General features: G+C 41.6%; 21 protein-coding genes. 11 read left to right on the forward strand and 10 right to left on the reverse strand.

All coding sequences use genetic code 11. From position 1 onward, the window contains the following. The first annotated feature begins 219 nt into the window (after positions 1-219). The 6 genes from rpsL to H6F45_RS23045 all read left to right on the forward strand — a co-directional run bounded on the left by rpsL (position 220) and on the right by H6F45_RS23045 (position 6,651). Positions 220-603 carry a 30S ribosomal protein S12 gene (gene rpsL, locus H6F45_RS23020; protein WP_096570169.1) on the forward strand — a complete coding sequence of 128 codons (384 nt, stop codon included), beginning with the start codon at positions 220-222 and terminating at the stop codon, positions 601-603. 675 nt (positions 604-1,278) lie between these two features. After that, entirely contained in the window at positions 1,279-1,749 is a 471-nt protein-coding gene (gene rpsG / locus H6F45_RS23025) for a 30S ribosomal protein S7 (protein ID WP_137667411.1), read from the forward strand. A 138-nt stretch (positions 1,750-1,887) separates the two neighbouring features. Continuing rightward, entirely contained in the window at positions 1,888-3,966 is a 2,079-nt protein-coding gene (gene fusA / locus H6F45_RS23030; RefSeq protein ID WP_096570165.1) for an elongation factor G, read from the forward strand. Between the two features lie 22 nt (positions 3,967-3,988). Beyond that, positions 3,989-5,218, forward strand: coding sequence for an elongation factor Tu (gene tuf, locus H6F45_RS23035; RefSeq protein WP_096570163.1), 1,230 nt, complete (start codon positions 3,989-3,991; stop codon positions 5,216-5,218). Between the two features lie 186 nt (positions 5,219-5,404). After that, positions 5,405-5,722, forward strand: a complete 318-nt coding sequence (rpsJ, locus tag H6F45_RS23040) for a 30S ribosomal protein S10 (protein WP_010998474.1) — start codon at positions 5,405-5,407, stop codon at positions 5,720-5,722. Between the two features lie 278 nt (positions 5,723-6,000). Then, a complete protein-coding gene (locus tag H6F45_RS23045) occupies positions 6,001-6,651 on the forward strand; it encodes an LON peptidase substrate-binding domain-containing protein (RefSeq protein ID WP_096570161.1) in 651 nt (216 codons plus the stop codon). A 433-nt stretch (positions 6,652-7,084) separates the two neighbouring features. Here the strand turns inward: H6F45_RS23045 and pheA are convergent, their stop codons facing one another. Beyond that, complete coding sequence (gene pheA / locus H6F45_RS23050; RefSeq protein WP_096570159.1) at positions 7,085-7,954, reverse strand: prephenate dehydratase; 870 nt, start codon at positions 7,952-7,954, stop codon at positions 7,085-7,087. A gap of 247 nt (positions 7,955-8,201) precedes the next feature. Between pheA and H6F45_RS23055 the strand changes: the two genes are divergently transcribed. Beyond that, a complete protein-coding gene (locus tag H6F45_RS23055) occupies positions 8,202-8,789 on the forward strand; it encodes a DUF1997 domain-containing protein (RefSeq protein WP_096570157.1) in 588 nt (195 codons plus the stop codon). Here H6F45_RS23055 and H6F45_RS27160 read toward each other — a convergent pair. From H6F45_RS27160 to H6F45_RS23070, 4 genes are all read right to left on the reverse strand, one after another. Next, positions 8,749-8,871, reverse strand: a complete 123-nt coding sequence (locus H6F45_RS27160) for a hypothetical protein (RefSeq protein WP_277877018.1) — start codon at positions 8,869-8,871, stop codon at positions 8,749-8,751. The two genes, H6F45_RS23055 and H6F45_RS27160, sit on opposite strands and share 41 nt — an antisense overlap. Positions 8,872-8,928: 57 nt before the next feature. Continuing rightward, entirely contained in the window at positions 8,929-9,594 is a 666-nt protein-coding gene (locus H6F45_RS23060) for a ribonuclease HII (RefSeq protein ID WP_190348487.1), read from the reverse strand. Between the two features lie 8 nt (positions 9,595-9,602). Further along, positions 9,603-11,726, reverse strand: coding sequence for an Rne/Rng family ribonuclease (locus H6F45_RS23065; protein ID WP_190348488.1), 2,124 nt, complete (start codon positions 11,724-11,726; stop codon positions 9,603-9,605). 579 nt (positions 11,727-12,305) lie between these two features. Next, entirely contained in the window at positions 12,306-15,029 is a 2,724-nt protein-coding gene (locus H6F45_RS23070) for a TIGR03960 family B12-binding radical SAM protein (RefSeq protein WP_190348489.1), read from the reverse strand. A gap of 528 nt (positions 15,030-15,557) precedes the next feature. On the opposite strand from H6F45_RS23070, the gene H6F45_RS23075 reads away from it, so the two are divergent. Further along, the gene (locus H6F45_RS23075) at positions 15,558-15,755 is read left to right on the forward strand and encodes a hypothetical protein (protein WP_096570148.1); all 198 of its coding nucleotides are present in this window, start codon (positions 15,558-15,560) and stop codon (positions 15,753-15,755) included. 25 nt (positions 15,756-15,780) lie between these two features. On the opposite strand, the gene H6F45_RS23080 is transcribed toward H6F45_RS23075, so the two are convergent. Further along, positions 15,781-16,137: a hypothetical protein gene (locus tag H6F45_RS23080; protein ID WP_190348490.1), complete on the reverse strand. Its 357-nt coding sequence runs from the start codon at positions 16,135-16,137 to the stop codon at positions 15,781-15,783. Positions 16,138-16,377: 240 nt separating this feature from the next. Here H6F45_RS23080 and clpS point away from each other — a divergent pair, with 240 nt between their 5' ends. From clpS to H6F45_RS23095, 3 genes are all read left to right on the forward strand, one after another. Beyond that, positions 16,378-16,659, forward strand: coding sequence for an ATP-dependent Clp protease adapter ClpS (gene clpS / locus H6F45_RS23085; protein WP_096570144.1), 282 nt, complete (start codon positions 16,378-16,380; stop codon positions 16,657-16,659). 78 nt (positions 16,660-16,737) lie between these two features. Beyond that, positions 16,738-17,553, forward strand: a complete 816-nt coding sequence (locus tag H6F45_RS23090; RefSeq protein ID WP_137667407.1) for a type II CAAX endopeptidase family protein — start codon at positions 16,738-16,740, stop codon at positions 17,551-17,553. A gap of 31 nt (positions 17,554-17,584) precedes the next feature. Beyond that, a complete protein-coding gene (locus H6F45_RS23095) occupies positions 17,585-17,884 on the forward strand; it encodes a hypothetical protein (protein WP_137667406.1) in 300 nt (99 codons plus the stop codon). Between the two features lie 323 nt (positions 17,885-18,207). Here the strand turns inward: H6F45_RS23095 and H6F45_RS23100 are convergent, their stop codons facing one another. The 4 genes from H6F45_RS23100 to H6F45_RS23115 form a co-directional block, all read right to left on the reverse strand. Then, on the reverse strand, positions 18,208-18,645 hold the full coding sequence (locus H6F45_RS23100) for a hypothetical protein (RefSeq protein WP_096570138.1): 438 nt from the start codon (positions 18,643-18,645) through the stop codon (positions 18,208-18,210). Between the two features lie 272 nt (positions 18,646-18,917). Then, the gene (locus tag H6F45_RS23105; protein ID WP_137667405.1) at positions 18,918-19,559 is read right to left on the reverse strand and encodes a pentapeptide repeat-containing protein; all 642 of its coding nucleotides are present in this window, start codon (positions 19,557-19,559) and stop codon (positions 18,918-18,920) included. A 31-nt stretch (positions 19,560-19,590) separates the two neighbouring features. Further along, positions 19,591-20,958, reverse strand: a complete 1,368-nt coding sequence (locus H6F45_RS23110) for a DICT sensory domain-containing protein (protein WP_137667404.1) — start codon at positions 20,956-20,958, stop codon at positions 19,591-19,593. Next, the gene (locus H6F45_RS23115; protein WP_190348491.1) at positions 20,909-21,076 is read right to left on the reverse strand and encodes a hypothetical protein; all 168 of its coding nucleotides are present in this window, start codon (positions 21,074-21,076) and stop codon (positions 20,909-20,911) included. The genes H6F45_RS23110 and H6F45_RS23115 overlap by 50 nt, the downstream gene beginning before the upstream one ends. Between the last annotated feature and the right edge of the window lie 28 nt (positions 21,077-21,104).

Here is a 21,104-nt window from a genome sequence, read left to right on the forward strand (position 1 = left end):
ACTCCTGACTCCTGACTCCTGACTCCTGACTCCTGACTCCTGACTCCTGACTCCTGACTCCTGACTCCTGACTCCTGACTCCTGACTCCTGACTCCTGACTCCTGACTCCTGACTCCTGACTCCTGAACTCCTAAAAAATAATTGACGTAAAAACCAAAAAAACGCTATAATCAGGATTTGTTAAAATAAAACATAAGCAGCTTAACGCGCTGTCACTCATGCCAACAATACAGCAGCTAATCCGTAGTGAACGCGAACTAGCGCGTCAAAAAACCAAGTCTCCTGCTCTGAAACAATGTCCTCAACGTCGAGGAGTATGCACCAGAGTATATACGACTACCCCTAAAAAACCAAACTCAGCCCTCCGCAAAGTAGCAAGGGTCAGATTAACTTCTGGATTTGAAGTCACAGCTTACATTCCAGGTATTGGCCATAACTTGCAAGAACACTCTGTTGTGATGATTCGTGGTGGTCGGGTAAAAGACTTACCAGGCGTGAGATACCACATTATTCGTGGAACCTTAGATACAGCCGGAGTTAAAGACCGGAAGCAAGGACGTTCCAAATATGGAACTAAGCGCCCAAAAGAAGCGAAAAAATAGGAAATAGGCGATTAATCGCATGAATATTGCATGAATAACGATTAATCGTCTAATTTCAGCCCCCATAAAACACAGAATCTAGCGGTGTATTCTTGTTTAAGAAATTAAGCTATAACTTGCACTAAGCGAGCAAGTGTAAGAGTTTAAAAGCAGAATACTGTAAGCAATAGCAACACTTTAATGTAAATATTAGAGTTGATAGTGTTGTCGCCTTCTGTTTATGGTATAGGGTTAACAGCCGGTTAGTGTTTTACTAACGAAAGCTAACAAATGATCACATTTGCTCAAGATTTATGTCTGCTCATGAACAGAAAAACTTGAGACTTGAAGACCCGAAAAAAGACCATTATTGATAGGTATTTTAGGTAATAACCAAGCCTAAATACTCAATATTAGGGTGAGATACACCCAATCTGAAAGCCTGTGGACTGGACAGTGCCGACACTTCTAGGAGTTCAGTGAGCGTAGTCGAACTGATGAAGCAGGAAGAAAAAGCAGCAAGGCTTGTTAGCATTAGTTAGCTTTTTGTATGGGTAAAAAAACTAATGAGTTGAGCTTAAAAGCAACTAAGTCCAAAACTCAAGGAAATTTAAGCGGTTGCTCACACCGCTTTTAGATTTCTATGTTCTGATAACATATAATTTCGTTGCCAAATTCCGAATTCAAGGATGAAGTATGTCTCGTCGTGGTGTTAGTCAAAGGCGGCCTGTTCCGCCTGACTCAGTGTATAATAGTCGCCTCGTTAGTATGATGATGCGACGGGTAATGCGTCATGGCAAAAAATCTCTCGCTGCCAGAATTGTTTATGATGCTTTAAAAACTATTGAAGAACGGACAGGCGGCAATCCTCTGGAAACATTTGAAAGAGCAGTCCGCAACGCCACACCTTTAGTAGAGGTCAAAGCTCGAAGAGTAGGTGGTGCAACTTATCAAGTACCAATGGAAGTACGTTCTGATCGGGGTACTACCCTAGCACTGCGGTGGTTAGTACAATTTTCTAGGTCTAGGCCAGGTCGTACGATGTCCAGTAGACTAGCAAATGAGTTAATGGACGCAGCTAACGAAACAGGCAGTTCCATTCGCAAACGTGAAGAAACTCACCGCATGGCTGAAGCCAACAAAGCATTTGCACACTACCGTTACTAAGTGGAGCAACGATATATCGCCTAATTGCCAGCGGTATATCGGCAACTTTCTGCCCAAGACGGTTTTCCGTAAAAGTATAGAATCTTAACAAAGAGTAATATACAAGATATCATGAGTCCTAAATTATAGGAGGTAACTGTGGCACGCACAAACCCGCTAGAGAAAGTACGCAATATCGGTATTGCGGCGCATATAGATGCGGGAAAAACGACAACAACAGAGAGAATATTATTTTACTCTGGGATAATTCATAAAATTGGTGAAGTTCACGAAGGAACTGCTGTAACAGACTGGATGGATCAGGAGCGGGAGCGAGGAATTACCATTACTGCCGCTGCGATTAGTACCAGCTGGAAAGATCATCAAATTAACATTATTGACACTCCCGGTCACGTGGACTTCACAATTGAAGTTGAACGTTCCATGCGGGTGTTAGATGGTGTAATCGCTGTCTTTTGTTCTGTTGGTGGTGTTCAACCTCAGTCTGAGACAGTATGGCGGCAAGCTGACCGCTACAAAGTACCTCGCATTGCCTTCATCAACAAGATGGATCGCACAGGAGCGAACTTTTATAGAGTTCATGAGCAAATGCGCGATCGCCTGCGGGCAAATGCCATTGCTATTCAACTGCCCATCGGTAGCGAAAGTGATTTTAAAGGCATCATTGACTTGGTGCGGATGTGTGCATACATTTACACCAACGACCAAGGAACCGATATTCAAGAAACAGAAATTCCGGCTGAACTACAAGAACAGGTAGCAGAATACCGCACTAAGTTAATAGAAGCGGTAGCAGAAACTAGTGATGATCTGATGACTAAGTACTTCGAGGGCGAAGAACTTACAGAAGAAGAAATCCGTACAGCCCTACGTAAAGGTACAATTGAGGGAAAAATTGTACCCGTGCTTTGTGGTTCAGCCTTTAAAAATAAAGGTGTGCAGTTGATGCTGGATGCAGTTGTAGATTACCTGCCAGCACCAATTGAAGTACCACCAATTCAAGGCTTATTGCCAAATGGCGAGACAGTGGAGCGCCGGGCGGATGACAGCGAACCTCTAGCTGCTCTAGCATTCAAGATCATGGCTGACCCCTACGGTCGCCTCACCTTTGTGCGTGTTTATTCTGGTGTATTGAAAAAAGGCAGCTACGTCCTGAACGCCAGTAAAGACAAGAAAGAACGGATTTCCCGCCTAGTGCTGATGAAAGCAGATGAACGACAAGATGTCGAAGAACTGCGGGCAGGTGACTTAGGTGCAGCTTTGGGACTAAAAGACACCTTGACAGGTGACACTTTATGTGATGAAGGATCACCAGTTATTCTGGAATCCCTGTTCATTCCTGAACCTGTGATCTCCGTAGCGGTTGAACCCAAAACCAAGAACGACATGGATAAGCTGTCAAAGGCACTACAATCTTTGTCAGAAGAGGATCCTACCTTCCGTGTCAGTGTTGATCCAGAAACTAACCAAACCGTGATTGCGGGGATGGGAGAGTTACACCTGGAAATTCTAGTAGACCGGATGTTACGGGAATTCAAGGTAGAAGCGAATGTTGGTGCGCCACAGGTAGCTTACCGCGAAACCATTCGGAAAACAGTTACCAACGTAGAAGGCAAATTCATCCGTCAAAGTGGTGGTAAAGGTCAATACGGTCACGTTGTGATCAATTTAGAACCAGGAGACCCAGGCACTGGCTTTGAATTCGTCTCTAAAATTGTCGGTGGCGTAGTACCTAAAGAGTATATAGGCCCCGCAGAGCAGGGTATGAAAGAAAGCTGCGAATCTGGTATTTTAGCTGGATATCCACTAATTGACGTGAAAGCAACGTTAGTTCACGGCTCCTACCACGATGTAGACTCTTCGGAAATGGCTTTCAAAATTGCCGGTTCAATGGCGATGAAAGAGGCAGTGCTGAAAGCTTCACCAGTCCTCTTAGAGCCTATGATGAAAGTTGCAGTAGAAGTTCCCGAAGACTTTATGGGAACTGTCATAGGTGACTTAATCTCCCGTAGAGGACAGATTGAAAACCAAATCACTGAACAGGGAATCGCTAAGGTGACATCCAAAGTTCCACTAGCGACTATGTTTGGTTACGCCACAGATATCCGGTCTAAGACCCAAGGCCGAGGTATCTTCACGATGGAATTCAGCCACTATGAAGAGGTGCCTCGCAGCGTGGCTGAAACTATCATTGCTAAAAGCAAAGGGAACGCTTAATTAAAAAAGGAAACGAGTATACATGGCACGCGAAAAGTTTGACAGAAAAAAACCTCACGTTAATATCGGTACTGTTGGCCACGTTGACCACGGTAAAACTACTTTAACAGCAGCCATTACCATGACCTTGGCAGCTATGGGTCAGGCTACAGCTAAGGGTTACGACCAAATTGACAACGCACCCGAAGAAAAAGCACGGGGTATTACCATCAACACCGCTCACGTTGAGTATGAAACCGAATCTCGGCACTATGCTCACGTAGACTGCCCCGGACACGCTGACTATGTGAAAAACATGATCACTGGTGCGGCACAAATGGACGGTGGTATCCTCGTAGTTGCAGCTACGGATGGTCCTATGCCCCAAACTCGTGAACACATCCTGTTGGCAAAACAAGTAGGTGTTCCCAGCTTGGTTGTCTTCTTGAACAAAGAAGATTTGATGGATGACCCAGAACTTCTGGAATTAGTAGAACTGGAACTGCGGGAACTACTTACTAGCTATGATTTCCCCGGTGATGACATCCCCATTATCAAAGGTTCTGGTCTACAAGCTTTGGAAGCAATGACTAAGAATCCTAAACTCCAAAAAGGAGAAAATCCCTGGGTAGATAAAATCTACGAATTGATGGATGCTGTAGATTCCTACATCCCCACTCCTGAGCGTGATGTTGATAAACCCTTCTTGATGGCAGTAGAAGACGTATTCACCATCACAGGTCGTGGTACAGTTGCTACTGGCCGGATTGAACGTGGTAAAGTTAAGGTTGGCGATACAGTTGAGATAATTGGACTCAAAGATACCCGGAGTACGGCTGTAACCGGTATCGAGATGTTCAAGAAGAGTCTCGAAGAAGGTATGGCTGGAGATAACGCTGGTGTATTGCTACGTGGTCTCAAAAAAGAAGACATCGAGCGTGGAATGGTAATTGCCAAGCCTGGTTCTATTACACCTCACACTCAATTTGAAGGTGAAGTTTACGTTTTGACTGAGAAAGAAGGTGGTCGGAAAACACCATTTTTCGCAGGTTATCGTCCTCAGTTCTATGTACGGACAACTGATGTAACTGGCACAATTCAAAGCTATACCGCTGATGATGGTAGCGCAGTAGAAATGGTAATGCCAGGCGATCGCATCAAAATGACAGTGGAACTGATCAACGCGATCGCGATTGAGCAAGGTATGCGCTTTGCGATTCGTGAAGGTGGCCGGACTATTGGTGCTGGTGTCGTTTCTAAAATCATCAAGTAGTACCTTTTTGTCTTTGTAATTAAGAGCAGAGATTGGAAAAGTACGTCTCTGCTCTTTTATCTTCCCTTTAGCAATTTTGGATTTTAATTTATGATTCTTGTTTGTTTCTCAAATCTAAAATCTAAAATCTAAAATCTAAAATCTAAAATCTAAAATCTAAAATTCACAGAACCTGGAAAACTAAAGATGGCAACTTTACAGCAGCAGAAGATTAGAATTCGCTTACAGGCTTTTGACCGACGTTTATTGGATACATCTTGCGAGAAGATTGTAGATACAGCTAACCGTACTAACGCTACAGCTATCGGACCGATTCCTTTACCCACAAAACGGAAGATATATTGCGTGCTGCGCTCACCTCACGTAGATAAAGATTCCCGTGAGCATTTTGAAACCCGCACCCATCGTCGGATTATTGATATTTACCAGCCTTCTTCTAAAACTATTGATGCGCTGATGAAGTTGGATTTACCATCTGGTGTAGATATCGAAGTCAAACTTTAATTAGAACAGGAAATAGAGAATAGGGAATAGGGAATAGGGAAGAGAGATCAATATTAGTCTTCTTTTTCCTTTTGCCTGTTGCCTTTTCCCACTGATAATCGAAAATCTACATGGAATATTTTTATGTATGAATATTAACCCAGCCCTAAGAGAAATTTTCTTAGGGTTTTTCAATAGCTATCCAACAAATGATAAAATATAAACAAAGTACGGCGACAGTAAAAGTAAAAAAATATATTTTCAGAATAAATAAGAATAAACTTGATACCCACCTAACAATGACATCTTCTTCAAAAATTGCCGTCCGTGAACTACCTCTGTTCCCGTTACCCGAAGTGGTGCTGTTTCCCACCAGACCATTACCCCTACATATATTTGAATTTCGCTACCGCATCATGATGAACACGATTTTGGAAGGCGATCGCAGATTTGGAGTTGTGATGGTCGATCCAATCCAAGGTACTATTGCTAATGTCGGTTGCTGTGCGGAAATTATTCATTACCAGCGATTACCAGACGACCGGATGGAAATGTTAACTTTGGGACAGCAAAGGTTTCGAGTTTTAGAGTATGTTCGTGAAAAGCCCTATCGTGTTGGTTTAGTAGAATGGATTGAAGACCATCCCCCGTCTCAGGACTTGCGACCTTTAGCTGCTGATGTAGAACAGCTACTGCGAGATGTTGTCCGTCTTTCAGCTAAATTAACTGAAAAAGATATCGAACTGCCAGAAGATTTACCTGATTTACCAACAGAGCTATCTTACTGGGTGGCAAGTAACCTTTATGGTGTAGCTCCTGAACAGCAAGCATTGTTAGAACTACAAGACACATCTGCTCGCTTACAAAGAGAAGCAGAAATTTTGACTTCTACTCGCAATCATCTGGCAGCACGTTCTGTTCTTAAAGACACTTTTAGTAATATGGGCTAATCATCAACTATTGTGTTTTGCCGGTAATGGGTAATGGGTAATTGGTAATTGGTAAGTAGGTGGGCGTTGAAAATTGTCGTCATGACAAGGCAGGAGGCAGGAGGCAGAAGGCAGGAGGTAAAAAGCTTTTGGGCAACTTTACTTTTTTATTCAGCAAACCCTACTTAGGGGTTGCTGAGAAAGTCTTTCCGTGAGGGCATAGGAGTCAGGAGTCAGGAGTCAGGAGTCAGGAGAAGATTTGAAAATTTCTTTGCCATCTCTTGAAATCCCAAAAAATGCACACTTTTTCCGGTATACCCTTCCAAACCCTTGCACTAATTTCTGTGTTTATCAGCCTCTAACCTTTGATATATCAAGGTTTTAGGTTTATTCAGCAAACCCTACTTAAACATCAATTACCAGCTAAGCTATAAGTTATTAGCAGAAGATGATATTAATCGGTAACTGTCAAGACACTATAACTACCAAAAATTTTTAGCACTTCCGTAGAACTGTTTAATTCTGCTAAAGCTGAAGTCATTAATGGTGAACTGACTGCCGCCTCTGCATCAATGAAAAATAAATATTCTCCCAAGGAACGCTTAGTAGGACGAGATTCAATCCGACTGAGATTGATTCCTAGATGGGCGAATACTTCTAAAGCTTTAACTAATGCACCAGGAAGATTTGCAGGTACACTAAAAGCTAAGGATGTGTGAGTAGGGTTGAAACCATTATTTTCCGTACTTTCTTTAGCCACTACCCAAAAGCGTGTACAGTTGTCAGGATAGTCGTTAATTCTACTAGCGAGAATAGGTAAATTATAAAGTTGGGCGGCTCTCTGAGAAGAAATTGCTGCTGTTTCCGGTGCTTGCGGTAGTCCTTGTAGTGCTTCAGTAGTAGAATTTCTGGCTATTAAATTGGCATTGGGCAGAAATTTGGCCAACCAACTTTGACATTGTGCTAATGCTTGGGGATGGGAATAAACTATTTTAATATTCTCTAATTGATTAGCACAGGAAATTAACGCATGATTGATTGGTAGAACCAAAGCCAGTTTTATTCGCAAGCTGTCTAACTGCCACAGGCTATCCATTGTCATGCTGACGCTGCCTTCAATGGAATTTTCTACAGGTACAACAGCTATATCAGCTTGTTCTGTAGCTACCGCTTGTAATGATTTGGCAATAGTAGGATAAGGTGATAAGGTAGCTTCTATCTCTTGATTGCTTTTTAGCCAGTTGAGATAAAAAGAAGCAGCTTGTTCTGAGTAAGTTCCTGGTGGTCCTAAATATGCGATCGCCGCAGGTTCACATTTTTTCATGACAATTTTAGATTTTAGATTTTAGATTTTAGATTTTAGATTTTAGATTTTAGATTTGTACTTAGATTACAGGAAGCAAGGAAAAAATTTTTCTTCTCTGTATCCTGATTCCTGTACGGGTTTAGCAGTGCTAAACCCCTACCTTCTGCCTTTTTTTAAGTGATTATGAATAAATTTGTTGATTTTATGCAAACCAATATAGTTTATTAAAAAATATTACAATAAAACATATTGCTATAATCTACTCATGGCTACCAAGTTTACTGCCTCTCAATCGGTCGAAATTCTTGTCCCCAAGCAACCTATCCCTATTCAGCACTACTTGCGTCAGCCTCAACGTCTAGTGAGAACATTAGCTGACAATAGTATGATTCAGCAGTTATCTGAGGAAGTGTTTCGCTTGAAAATGCGTCCTCTGGCTTTTATGTCTTTAAGTATTCAACCTACTGTAGATATGAGAGTTTGGGCGGATGCCCACGGAACAATTTATTTACGTTCTGTAGGGTGTGAAATCAGAGGTTTTGAGTATATTAACCAGCGTTTTGCTCTCAATTTAAAAGGGTATTTATCACCTTACCACAATGGTAATGACACAAGGCTACAAGGAAAAGCCGATCTAGAAGTGTTGGTAGATATTCCTCACCCATTTTCCCTCACTCCCAAGTCGATTTTGGAAACCACAGGGAACGGTTTACTTAAAAGCGTGTTGTTGACCATTAAACAAAGATTATTACATCACCTCCTCGCTGATTATCGCCATTGGGTAATATCACAAACACAAATAAAAGAAATTGCTAGTGATAATACAGAAATGGGATTGTTAAATTTTGAATGATTGGTGGTTGGTGACTGGTGACTGGTGACTGGGGACTGGTGACTGGTGACTGGGGACTGGTGACTGGTGACTGGGTAATCAATTTTATGTTTTTTAATCAGCTATTACCAATTACCCATTAGCCATTACCAATCCCCAATCACCTGAGTTGACATGGACGAAAAGAGAGACGATGTAAGGGTGATAGACCGTATTTTTGCAAAGCCAGCAAATGTCGCGGGCTGCCATAACCCTTATTGTTTTCTATGTCATACATTGGATACTTAGATGCCAAACGCAAAACTAAATCATCACGCCAAACTTTAGCCATAATACTAGCAGCTGCAATGTTGAGCGATCGCCCATCTCCATTGACAATAGTTTGTTGCGGTATATTCAAATCCTTTACCATCTGATTACCATCAACTAAGCAAAGTGCGGGCTGTACCTTTAGCTTCAGTATAGCCCGCTTCATTGCTAACAGCGTTGCTTGCAAAATATTGAGCTTGTCAATTTCCGTAGTGGAAGCATAACCAATTTTCCAGTCTAAAGCCAGTTCAGCAATTTGCTGTGCTAACTGAGTTCTACGAGAACTAGACAACTTTTTACTGTCGTTAATTTTCAAAGCCATCAGTTGTGGCAAAGCTGCTGGCGGTAATATCACTGCGGCCGCAACTACAGGACCAAATAACGCACCACGCCCCACTTCATCCACACCAGCAACCAACCCATGAATATCTAAACCTATGGAAAATTCCCACCAACTTGATTCGCCCAAAGGTGTAGTTGACAAAACAGATGCAGGTGTTGGCTGTGTCTCTACCATAAAAGCGGTTAACTGTCCTCCAGTGCGGAAGAACGACGGCGACGACGGCGATTAGGAATAGAAGTGCTATTGATTATTTCCTCATCATCTGTCAAAGAGTCAAATCCTATGGATTTAGAATCTTCCAGAGGCGGCTCAATTCTGGATTTTGGCAACAAGGATGGTTCTTCTACCTCAACTTTTGGTGTTGGCATTTTGACTCTGGTAAATTCAGATGTAATTGTTTCGGGAAATGTGGATTCTGAGGTAGATTCCGTTGCGCTATTTGGTGTTTGTCCAGGTTGAACAATGTTAAAAATCACAGATTTGGCATTTTTAACCTCTGACTCTAACTTCACAGCCGGAGAAATGCCCATTTCAGCATACATCTTTTGTTCCTGGTCTGTCATTTCCACGGAAATAATCTGGGGCGGTTCTACAACTGGTTTAACCGGCTCTATCTTCATTTTGGTTCGCTCTGGTCTTTCCCAACCACCTTTACCAAGAGTGGGGGTTCGCATAGCTTCTCTTTCCCGGAGAGGATCTGAGAGAAGAGAGGGAATTTCCGATGTGGGGGTTAGCTCATTGTCACTATCCAAGTCTAAATCTAAATCATTGCCAAATCCCAATGAATTACCAGACCTGACTTCATCTTTGCCATTAATGCCATTGATACCGATGCGACTGCGACGGGTGCGGGTACGACGTTTGTTGTCACCCAATTCTTGATAACTGGGATGGTTGATCAACTGGCCAACCTCAGAATCACTTTCAAAACCCTCGCTAAAGCCATCATAAATGTCCCTAGTTTCCCTGATTTCTGGGAGGCGCGCAGATGGTGTTTTCACTTCTCTTTGAGGTGTGGGTGTAAACCGATCTGGTATGTCTGCTGCGGGGATGGGCATCCGGTTTTCTATTTCCCCTGGTAAACGTACAGTATGTCCTAAACCGCCACAGGTGGGGCAAGTTTCGCCAAACAATTCATAAATATTTTGACCTTGGCGTTTGCGGGTAAGTTCTACTAAACCTAACTCGGTCAGTTGGGCAATTTGGGGACGAGCTTTGTCTGCTTTAAGGGTTTTATTAAAGTGTTCTAAAACTTGCAGTTGGTCGCGTCGTGATTCCATATCAATGAAATCAACTACAATCACACCAGCAATATTCCTGAGTCTGAGTTGACGGGCAATTTCTGTAGCCGCTTCGCAGTTAGTCCACAGAACGGTTTCTCTAGCTGTGGCGGAACGGGTGAAAGAACCAGAGTTAACGTCAATTACTGTTAATGCTTCCGTGGGTTCAATAATAATGTAACCACCAGAAGGTAAATCTACTCTTGGGCGTAAAGCTTCACGAATAGCAGCATTAATGCGGAAGTATTCTAAGATGGGTGAGCGATCGCGGTGATGATCAATTAATACACCTTGTGGTGTTTGACCGCCACTCCAGTTTTGTAAATACTGTTTAACTCGTCGTAACCCAGTGCTGGAATCAACTACAATCCGATTCACATCTGCACCGTACATATCCCGCAATACACGCTGGATAAAGTCATCATCTCGGTTGAGCAAAGCAGGAGCGCGGGTAGAGACTGCTTCCTGCTGAATGACTTCCCATTGTCTTTGTAGCAATTCTAAGTCTTCAATTATTGCTTCCTCTGGTTTGCCTTCGGCTTCTGTTCGCACCAGTACACCCATACCCGCAGGTTTAATTAAAATTGCCAGGGCGCGGAGGCGGTTGCGCTCACTTTCACTTTTAATTCGCCGGGATAGGTTCACACCTCTACCATAGGGCATTAATACTACATAACGTCCTGGAAGGGTAATGTTACCTGTAAGCCTTGGTCCTTTTGTTCCCGTTGGCTCTTTCATCACCTGCACCAATACTTTTTGCTGTGGTGTCAGCAGTTCAGTAATGGCTGCGGAACTACGTTTTATTTTCAACGGACCCAAGTCAGTAACATGAATAAAACCGTTGCGTTCTGGATCGCCGATATTGACGAAAGCTGCGTCTATACCAGGTAATACATTTTCTACTACGCCTAAGTATATATCACCAATTTGATGATGACCAGTGGCAACAACGAGTTCTTGTATTTGATCTTCCGAAAATACGGCAGCAATTTGATGCTGCTCTGCGATAATAATTTGTTTTGGCATTCAAGTTCCTCAAAAATTGGCAGCACCAATGGGGATTACAAGGAGCTTATTTTATACCTCTAGCCCCCTACTGGTAGCCCTACAAGGCGCTACTGGTAATAAAAATTTCTTTCTCTGACATAGCTTCCCATAATTGAAAGCTGTTAACAATACTGTAATTGCGTTTACACGCCTGATTATTCCAGAACCGTTGCATGAGTTTTCAGTAATTACATCAACCGTCTATGGTTGATGATTTCTGAACCACTACCTCTACCATCTGGGGTTTTGGTATTGGTACAGGTGTTGTAAAAAGCATAGAGTTAGAGACTAGGCGTAAAGCTATTGTTAGTCACTGATTCACTAGGTAGCTATAGAGAGAGTGTATTTTCACCTGCCTTAGTTGTTTCGGATACAATCCTAGAAACTACACTCTCATTATTTTTGCTTGCACTCCCTGATGATCAGGGTAGTGAATCAGATTATTCAACGCAGCGCCAGAAAATTTCTCTTCACTTTATTCTAGCGCAACCTTGCTAAAAATCAATTCCTATGAATATGCTTATTCCGGGTAACTACTAGCAAGTTACCCTTGAGGAATTATGTTTCTAAAACTAGCCGATTGCGGTGGATATGCAAGAGATGAAATTCTGCACCAGCCACTATTTCTAGTATAGACAATATTTGCTCAGGACGCAAGATCACACCGTCATGACGACAGCTACCCAAATAACGCAAGATAGCTTGAGACTCGGCTGGAGATGTGTTCACCTGCACTAAATCTATTTCAAACAAGCGATCGCGTAGATTTATGCTCTGCTGTTTACCTGATTTAGTCATAACCTCTGACAAAATCTCATCTTGATCCAGTATAGCCACAATCCAATCTTGCCATTTGTCAGCTTCCACATTTCCGGGTGTAGAAATAGTGAGCAAATATTCCGCTGCTTTCATAGCTTGGTTAGCTGCGGGTGCTTTCAAATCTATTTCTTCTATTCTGTAGATGGGGATATCTGACGGTAGTTGACTTACCAATTGGGTGCGAAAATCTTCTACATCCATCGGTTGAGTGAGTTCAAAATCAACTATTTCCCCACTGCTGGTACTTCCCAAGGATAAAGCACTAGCTAAAGCAATACGGGGATGGGGATGAAACCCACCAGTAAAAGCTACTGGTAAACCTGCCCTTCGCATCACTCTATCAAACAGGCGCATTAAATCCAAGTGACTGACTAAAGCCATATCACCTTGTTTCCCAAACCAAACCCTTAACCGTTGTGCTTTGGTGGTATTGGGGACAAAATCACCGACAAACTGAGGAATTGCAGGTGGTTCTATAACGATATTATGACCGAAATCAGTGCCACAGACACCACAATGGGAACAACCTTCAAAAGAGCAGTCAGGAACAACAGCAGCTTCTAGAGCGCGTTTTAAGTCCTCTTGCAGCCACTTTTTATCAATCCCTGTATCAATATGATCCCAAGGTAAGGGCAGATCCAGAGGTGAAGAAGGTGACAGGTGAGCCAGCGCGGTCTTGGGGGTTTCCCCCATAAGCGACTGGCGAACTCCGAAGGGGTGACAGGTGACAGGTGACAGTTTTTCTTGTTCTTCGTTACCTAAAGAAAACAGATTCCATTCCCCATTCTCCACCTGACGATATTTCCAATCTAGTCCAGCTTCGGCAATTGCTTCTCCCCAAGCCTTGAAAGCTGTTTCTACACTGTCATACCAAGAGTCCATTCCTGCACCGAGTTGCCAAGCACGAAGGAGGACTTTTCCTAAAGAGCGATCGCCCCTGCCTATAAAGTCTTCCATCGCAGAAAGGCGAATATCCGTAAAATTCACCTTTATATTACGAATACGCCGAAATTCTTGTCTTAACAAATCTTGCTTGCGGGCAAACTCAGCAGTAGAAACGGAATGCCATTGAAAAGGTGTGTGGGGTTTGGGGGTAAAATTGGAAATTGTCAGGTTAAAACTGATCGGTCTCCTACCTTGACCCCGACATTCTCGCTGTAACCATCTGACTGTTTCCGCTATTCCCAAAACATCCGCGTCCGTTTCTCCTGGTAAACCAATCATAAAATACAGCTTGATTTTATCCCAACCTTGTTCCCAAGCTGTTTTTACTCCTCGTAATAATTCTTCGTTGGTTAAACCTTTATTGACAATATCCCGCATCCGTTGAGTACCGGCTTCAGGCGCAAAAGTCAAGCTTCCTTGTCTTGTACCTCCTAAAATATTAGCGATATTCTCATCAAATCTATCTACTCGTTGAGAAGGTAAGGACAGGCTAATATTCTCATTTTTTAAGCGGTTTTTGATTTCCATCCCCACTGCGGGTAAGGATAGATAATCAGAACAACTCAAAGATAACAGGGAAAATTCATTGTAACCGGTTGCCCGCATTCCTGCTTCGATCGCTTCTACCACTTTTTCTGGTTCTACATCTCTTGCAGGACGGGTTAACATTCCTGGTTGACAAAACCGACAACCACGGGTACAACCCCTTCTAATTTCTATGGTTAGGCGATCGTGTACCGTTTCTACATAAGGTACTAAACCAATAGAATAAGCGGGAATGGGTGTAGCAACTCTTCTAATGATCCGTTCAGGAACATCAGGACGCAAAGGTTTAACCGCGCCATTTTCCCCCAGTTCATAAAATTGTGGCACGTAAACACCGGGAATCTGTGCCAAGTCTAATAATAGTTCTTCCCGACTTAAACCTGCTGCTTTTCCTTCGGCGATCACTAAACCAATTTCTGGCAATAGTTCCTCACCATCACCCAAAGCAATAAAATCAAAAAAATCCGCGTAAGGTTCAGGGTTAGATGTGGCAGTTTGTCCACCTGCGAAAATTAATGGATATTGGTGACTGGTGACTGGTGACTGGGAAGAAGAACCTTCTGAACTCCTTTCTTTCCAAGTCAGGGGTATTCCTGCTAAATCTAACATTTCCAGGATGTTGGTTGCCCCTAGTTCATAACTGAGGCTAAAACCCAGAATATCAAACTCTGTTAATGCCCGTTTTGACTCTACTGCAAACAGGGGTATTTGGTTGTTGCGAAGTTTTGCGCCCAAGTCTGGTGCTGGGAGATAAGCGCGATCGCACAACTGATTTGGTTGGACATTCAAAATGTTATACAGGATGATATGCCCCAAATTAGAAGCACCGACTTCATAAACTTCTGGGTAGGTTAACACCCAACGTACAGTTGCCGCATCCCAAGGTTTATGTACTGCTAAACGCTCATTACCCAGGTAACGGGCAGGTTTTAAAATATCCGATGTTATTAATTGCTCTACTAAAACAGCCACTTTGCTATCTTTTAGCTAACTTAAATTACAACTTATCTCTTTCAACTTAGCATTTATTCTGTCTTTCAGGTCAATTGTTCACAGTAAATTAGAACTATATTAAGTAGATCAACATAATTAAACCTATTTCCGATCTGAATTAATCATTCATCTGTGTAATTCTTAATCCTCAATCCTGACTTCTGACTTCTGACTCCTGACTCCTGACTCCTGATTCCTTTATTAAATCTTTATTGCTTTATTGCTTTGTGACTTTTGTTTAAAGATTGTTATAACTACAAGGCGAAATGTATATATAAATACATTTTTTTTCCTTGGGTTAAAAAACAATCTACATAGACAGCCAAAATGCAGATTAATCTTCTGTCGTCATGATACTAAACCTGGGAATAGCTATCACTCTGTGGATTTAAGCCAAAATTACCGTTTGCTTGTGATCTAGATCACTAATTTATAGATAGCTAGATCACTTTTTATACCGATACCAATCTTGGATAATGGGTAACAATTAAAGGTGAGTGATTTTTTATGAACACACAATATGCCATTCGTCAACTGGTAGAGAAAGCGTTGCACATCAAAAAATTAACGCCAGAAATCGAAAATGAAATTAACTCAGAACTGACTCAATTAGGTTATATATCTGACGTGGACTACGAAGCTCTAGAATTGTTAATGGCAGAGATGGACGCTGGACGAGTGCAGTTAGTTCCACGCTGGGGCTAGTAACTGTTAGTTTTTCTGAATAAATTCACAATTCTTGAGCATCTTGGCACGCTTGCCAAAGCTGGTGGATAAACTGATTTAGTTGCTGTTGGGCAACCGTATCTGTGTCAGCTTTTGGTTCTTTTGGTAAAAGTTGACTCAGTAGACTAATCACTTCTGTATCTAAAGCAGTCCGAAATAATTTGACAGGCCATAACAAGTCAGACGCATCTCGCAGATCAGTTATCAGGGGTGGTTCGTGGGTGAAGTTAGCCAGTAGTAAAGGACGCACCCAGCATACATCACGATCAGTCACAACTTGAATGACTTCAGCATAAAGGTTTCTGTTGCCATAATCTAAAGACACTATTTGTCCTGGTTGAAAGTTGGGGCTAATATCCATAGCAGCAGAAGATGAGGCAAAAACTTTGTAGTATTTTTCTTCATTTTAAAAGTAATATTGCTGTAGTATTATGATTATAATTGGAATTTTTTAATTCTAATTACCAGTTATAACCACACAGTGAGAATTTTTCTAGCTGGAATCAAAACAAAAATGTTATAATGTAAATAAACAACTGTTAAGCATGATGTTTAACAAAAATAATATTGTAGTAAATTCACGATCAAAGAGCAAAGAGCAGTGTCAGTAGAAACTATTCAAAAGCCTTCCACAACTCGCAAGCTCGCGCCTCGGTATCGCGTTCTACTCCATAACGATGACTTCAACTCTATGGAGTATGTAGTTCAAGTGCTAATGACCACAGTGCCGAGTATTACCCAGCCCCAAGCTGTTAGTATCATGATGGAAGCTCACAACAACGGATTAGCTTTAGTAATCACCTGTGCTTTAGAACACGCTGAATTTTATTGTGAAACTTTAAAAAATCATGGTTTGAGCAGTACCATTGAACCAGATGAATAGTTATTGGTCATTAGTTATTAGTCACTGGTCATTACTTAATTAGTAGTATAGTGTTGACTGATGATATTTGACTAATTCATGAAAAAAATTAATCTATCTCAAATTTCCCAAAGTCCCGCCCCTGTTAGGGTGGGTTGTTTTATCTTGTGTTTATTGGTGTTATGGTTGCCTTTTGCAGTACCAATATATTTACTGGTTGAAGATACTAATTTAGAAAGTATCTTGACAATGGTACTACTTTATGCAGAGTTTATTTTTCTACTGAAGTTATGGGGTAAGAAAGTTTATCAACAACCTCAGATATTAAAACATTATGGGTTAGAATTTTCCCACCTAAATGGCATAGATTTTGTGCAGGGTTTAAGTATAGGATTAATTAGTATTTTAATAGTATTTAGTTTACAGGGTTGGTTGGGTTGGTTATTGTGGCAACAACCAAAAGTGTTTTTAGTCAAAATAATTTTAGAAGGTTTACTGGTTGGTTTCGGTGTTGGTTTTGCGGAAGAATTATTATTTCGTGGTTGGTTATGGGATGAGTTAGAGCGAGATTACAATTTAAATTTAGCAGCTTGGATAAATGCCATTTTATTTGCCGTTGCCCATTTTATTAAACCGTTAGCAGCAATCATTTATACTTTACCACAATTTCCGGCTTTAGTATTATTAGGGTTAACGCAAGTATGGGGAAAGCTTGGTAAAAGAGGGCGTTTAGGTTTACCGATTGGTTTACATGGTGGTTTGGTTTGGGGTTATTATATTATTAACGTGGGAGAATTAACAAAATATTCGGGAGTTGTTCCTGACTGGGTGACAGGTGTAAATAATAATCCTTTACAGGGAATAATGGGGGTATTATTTATGGGTGGACTAGCTTTGTGGATGAAGAGGAATTGATAGTTGATAATTGATAGTTGATAATTTAATAATGATTAAATATTTTGTGATGCTGCTGGTTTTCATTTTTGCTTGTTCTTTTCCTTTTACATCTCCAGCTTTAGCAACAGTATGTAGGAATTATCAAGGGCAAGAAATTTGTATTTTGAGTATTAAACGCAGTGCTAAAAAATATTGGGAATATCGAGCATCTGTAAGTATTAATGGTAAAAAAACACCAATGGAAGTTTATAACTGTCGGGGTAAATTTAAGGTAAATAAAGATGGAAATGTGACGCTATTCAAAGATAATAGTCCTGGGGAAATGATTTGTAGTTTTTTTAATAAATGATAGCGTATTTTCTTAATAAATGTGGGGGGCAAGACTTGTACTGAGCGGTTAGTGAGCTTGTACTGAGCGACCTGTCCTGAGCCTGTCCTGAGCCTGTCCTGAGCCTGTCCTGAGCCTGTCCTGAGCCTGTCCTGAGCGCAGTCGAAGGGCGCAGTCGAAGGGCGCAGTCGAAGGGCGCAGTCGAAGGGCGCAGTCGAAGGGCGCAGTCGAAGGGCGCAGTCGAAGGGCGGTGTCGAAGGGCGGTGTCGAAGGGCGCAGTCGAAGTAAGTCGAAGTGCGGAGTCGAACTATGTCGAAGTATGCCTACCCCACAATAGTTGTAGCTTAGTTTTTAGTGTATTTATCAATGACTTGAGCTAAACTAGGTACAGCGTCTTCCACATTTTTTTTGACTGAACTGCGGAGTTTATTATAAACACCTTTGATAGTAGAGTTACTGCTTTTCTGAATCCGAATATCAGTAATACTCAGCAATAAATCTGCTGTACGAGAACGATTTTGACTAAGATATCCGACAGCATCACCTGTATTTAAACCTTCTTCCCAGATAGGTTCTAGTGCAGCGAAAGATTCTGGTAAAAGACGCTCAATTGCACCAGCACAGTATCCTGGACTAATTCCTTTAATAACTGCATATCCAGTTTTGATAGCCATCCCAGAAATACCACTTGTAGCAGCAACTTGAGTATCTAATAAATTTGTCAAATCAACTAAAAGTGTCTGTCTTTTATTATCATCAGCAAGACCATCAATCAGCGCCATTGTTATGTTCCTTAGTATCAATGTGTTGAGTTTATATTTCAGGTAGTTTATCCCGTAATTAGGAAACTAGGGACTGATTTATTATTTATTTTGTGCCGTAAAAATTCGCCAAATAATAAATAAAGTAAATCCTAAATAGGCAAATACTGTGAGCCATTCTTGAAGGCGACTAAATGAATCATTCATAATATATAAGAAAATATCTTTTTTGACTAGTCATTGGTGAGTTAGAGTTGAAGTTTACCTGAAATTAAATTCCTTGGCAAATAAAATTATTCAGGAAGAATTTCCAGGATTGTACCCACCAAACAAGCCTGAACTAGATTGACACCGATTAAATTTGCAGCTTCTAATTCTGCACAAAGTAAATTTGCTCCAGTTAAATTTGCCCCTGCTAAGTTAGCTCCTCGTAAATCGGCTTCTTCCAGATTGGCTTGACTTAATGTTGCCCCTTGCAAATCAGCGCGACTCAAATCTGCACCTTTGAGATTTGCTCCTGTGAGGTTTGCACCACGTAAGTCAGCACTACGTAAGTCAACACCTTGTAAGTTTACACTCATCAAATTAGCACCACTTAAAAAAGCACCGGCTAAAGAAGCATCATTAAGTGTAGCACCCATTAAGTTAGCACCACGCAAGTTGCTGCCTCGCAGATCGGCGCTGGTTAAGTCTGCTTGCATTAAGTTAGCTCCCATTAAGTTAGCCCGCAAATCAGTTTCTAGCAAGCTTGCACCCATTAAATTTGCACCTTCAAAATGTGCGCCTTCCAGCTTAGAACCTGTAAAGTTAGTGCCAATGAGGGTAGAACCGGCTAAATTAATGCGGCTTAAATCAAGTTGAGATAAATCCTCGTCTTCTAAGTCTGATCCTGGGAGTTGTGTAATTTTTCCTAATTTAATCGCTTCTATGTTCATGGGTGAATTTTTAATTTTTAATTTTTAATTTTTAATTTTTAATTTTTAATTCTTGACTGTTCCAGCGAGAATCAATCAACCACATACTACTACTAAATTTGGGTGACATGATGGGTAAGTCCAGTCCCTGTTGTAAACCCATAACTAACAAAGATAGGGTATCTATGAGTTTAGGGTCAAAACGGGTAGATTGTTGGTGTCGACATTGTTCTAGGGCATTAGCAAAGATATTTTGTCCACTTTGATCTGAGTATTTTTGCTGACTGACTCGCCATTGAAAGTCTGCTGCTATTGCTAATATTCTTGATTCTAAAGGAATTTCTTCACCTGTTAAACCTGCTGGTTCTCCTGTGCCATTCCACCATTCGGTTTGATGGGTAATAATTTGGGCGATCGCTCTGAGTTGGGGCATTGTCCGTAATACCTGCGCTCCTGGAACTAGGGGACAAATTGGTCCTGCTACTTGTTCTGTGGGCTTTTTGGGGGATGTGAGGATGCTTTCGGTTTGTTGCAGTGGATCGATTCGATGTAGTAACCCAGCTAGACGTAATCTTTTAATTTGCCATGCGGGTAGTTCTAGTAATTGTCCCATGATTTCGGCGATCGCAGCTACTTCGGCGGCGGCCATGGGATTTTGAATATCTGCTATGTCTATTAATTGTGCCATCCGCAAAAATGCCTGGACTTCGTTAGAAACCAAGTTGGAACTCAAAGTGTTTTGGCGTGTGGCTGTAGGATAGGATAAAGTATTTTCACCACTTTTTAGGTAGTCAATGACCAGGGAAACGACTTTCCCAATCTCCTCTGGTGAAGCTATTTCTGCTTTGATTGCTTGTTTATGCTGGGTCAGTTTTTGGGCTAGTTCTGGGTTGTATTTTTCGATGTGGGCGATCGCTATCTCGGCGGCTTTCAGAACTACATCCGGCTCAAATGTCCACATTCCATAGAATTTGCGCTCTAAATCTGACCCCGGTAGTCCTGTAACTCCATAATCTTCATCTGATAATTCTTGACAAATTACCATTGATGTGTATTGTGGAGACAGAATCATCAAGTGCCATTCTTGGGATACTGGATCAGATGTTTGTAGTGGTACTAAATCTACATTTGCTAGTTGACTGGTGGGATGTTCAGCAAAACCGGCATCACTGGTAGCCATAATTGCAATTTCCCGGCTGCACTTGGCAATATCTGCATATCTTTGGGCTTCTTGCAGATACCATTTGCCTCTTTGAAAGCAGGTAATTACTATTGGTTGATCTTCTTTACTTAAAATATGGTCTTCTAAAGCATGACATAAAGCCACTAAGGTATTTTTATAATACACGCCAAAGCGAATAGGTCTATTGCTATGACGATAGGCTGTTTCTAATTGTTGGAGAATTGAACCTTGTAACATGGAATTTTGGTGATTGGTGATTGGTGATTGGGGATTGGGGATTGGTGACTGGGGATTGGTGACTGGTAGTTGGTAAGAATAAACTCTTGCCTTTTGCCTCTTGCCTTCTTACTGTCACCTGTCACCTGTCACCTGTCACCTGTCAC

It is taken from the genome of Sphaerospermopsis sp. FACHB-1194 (assembly GCF_014696235.1).
In the GTDB taxonomy this organism is placed as follows: Bacteria; Cyanobacteriota; Cyanobacteriia; order Cyanobacteriales; family Nostocaceae; genus Sphaerospermopsis; species Sphaerospermopsis kisseleviana.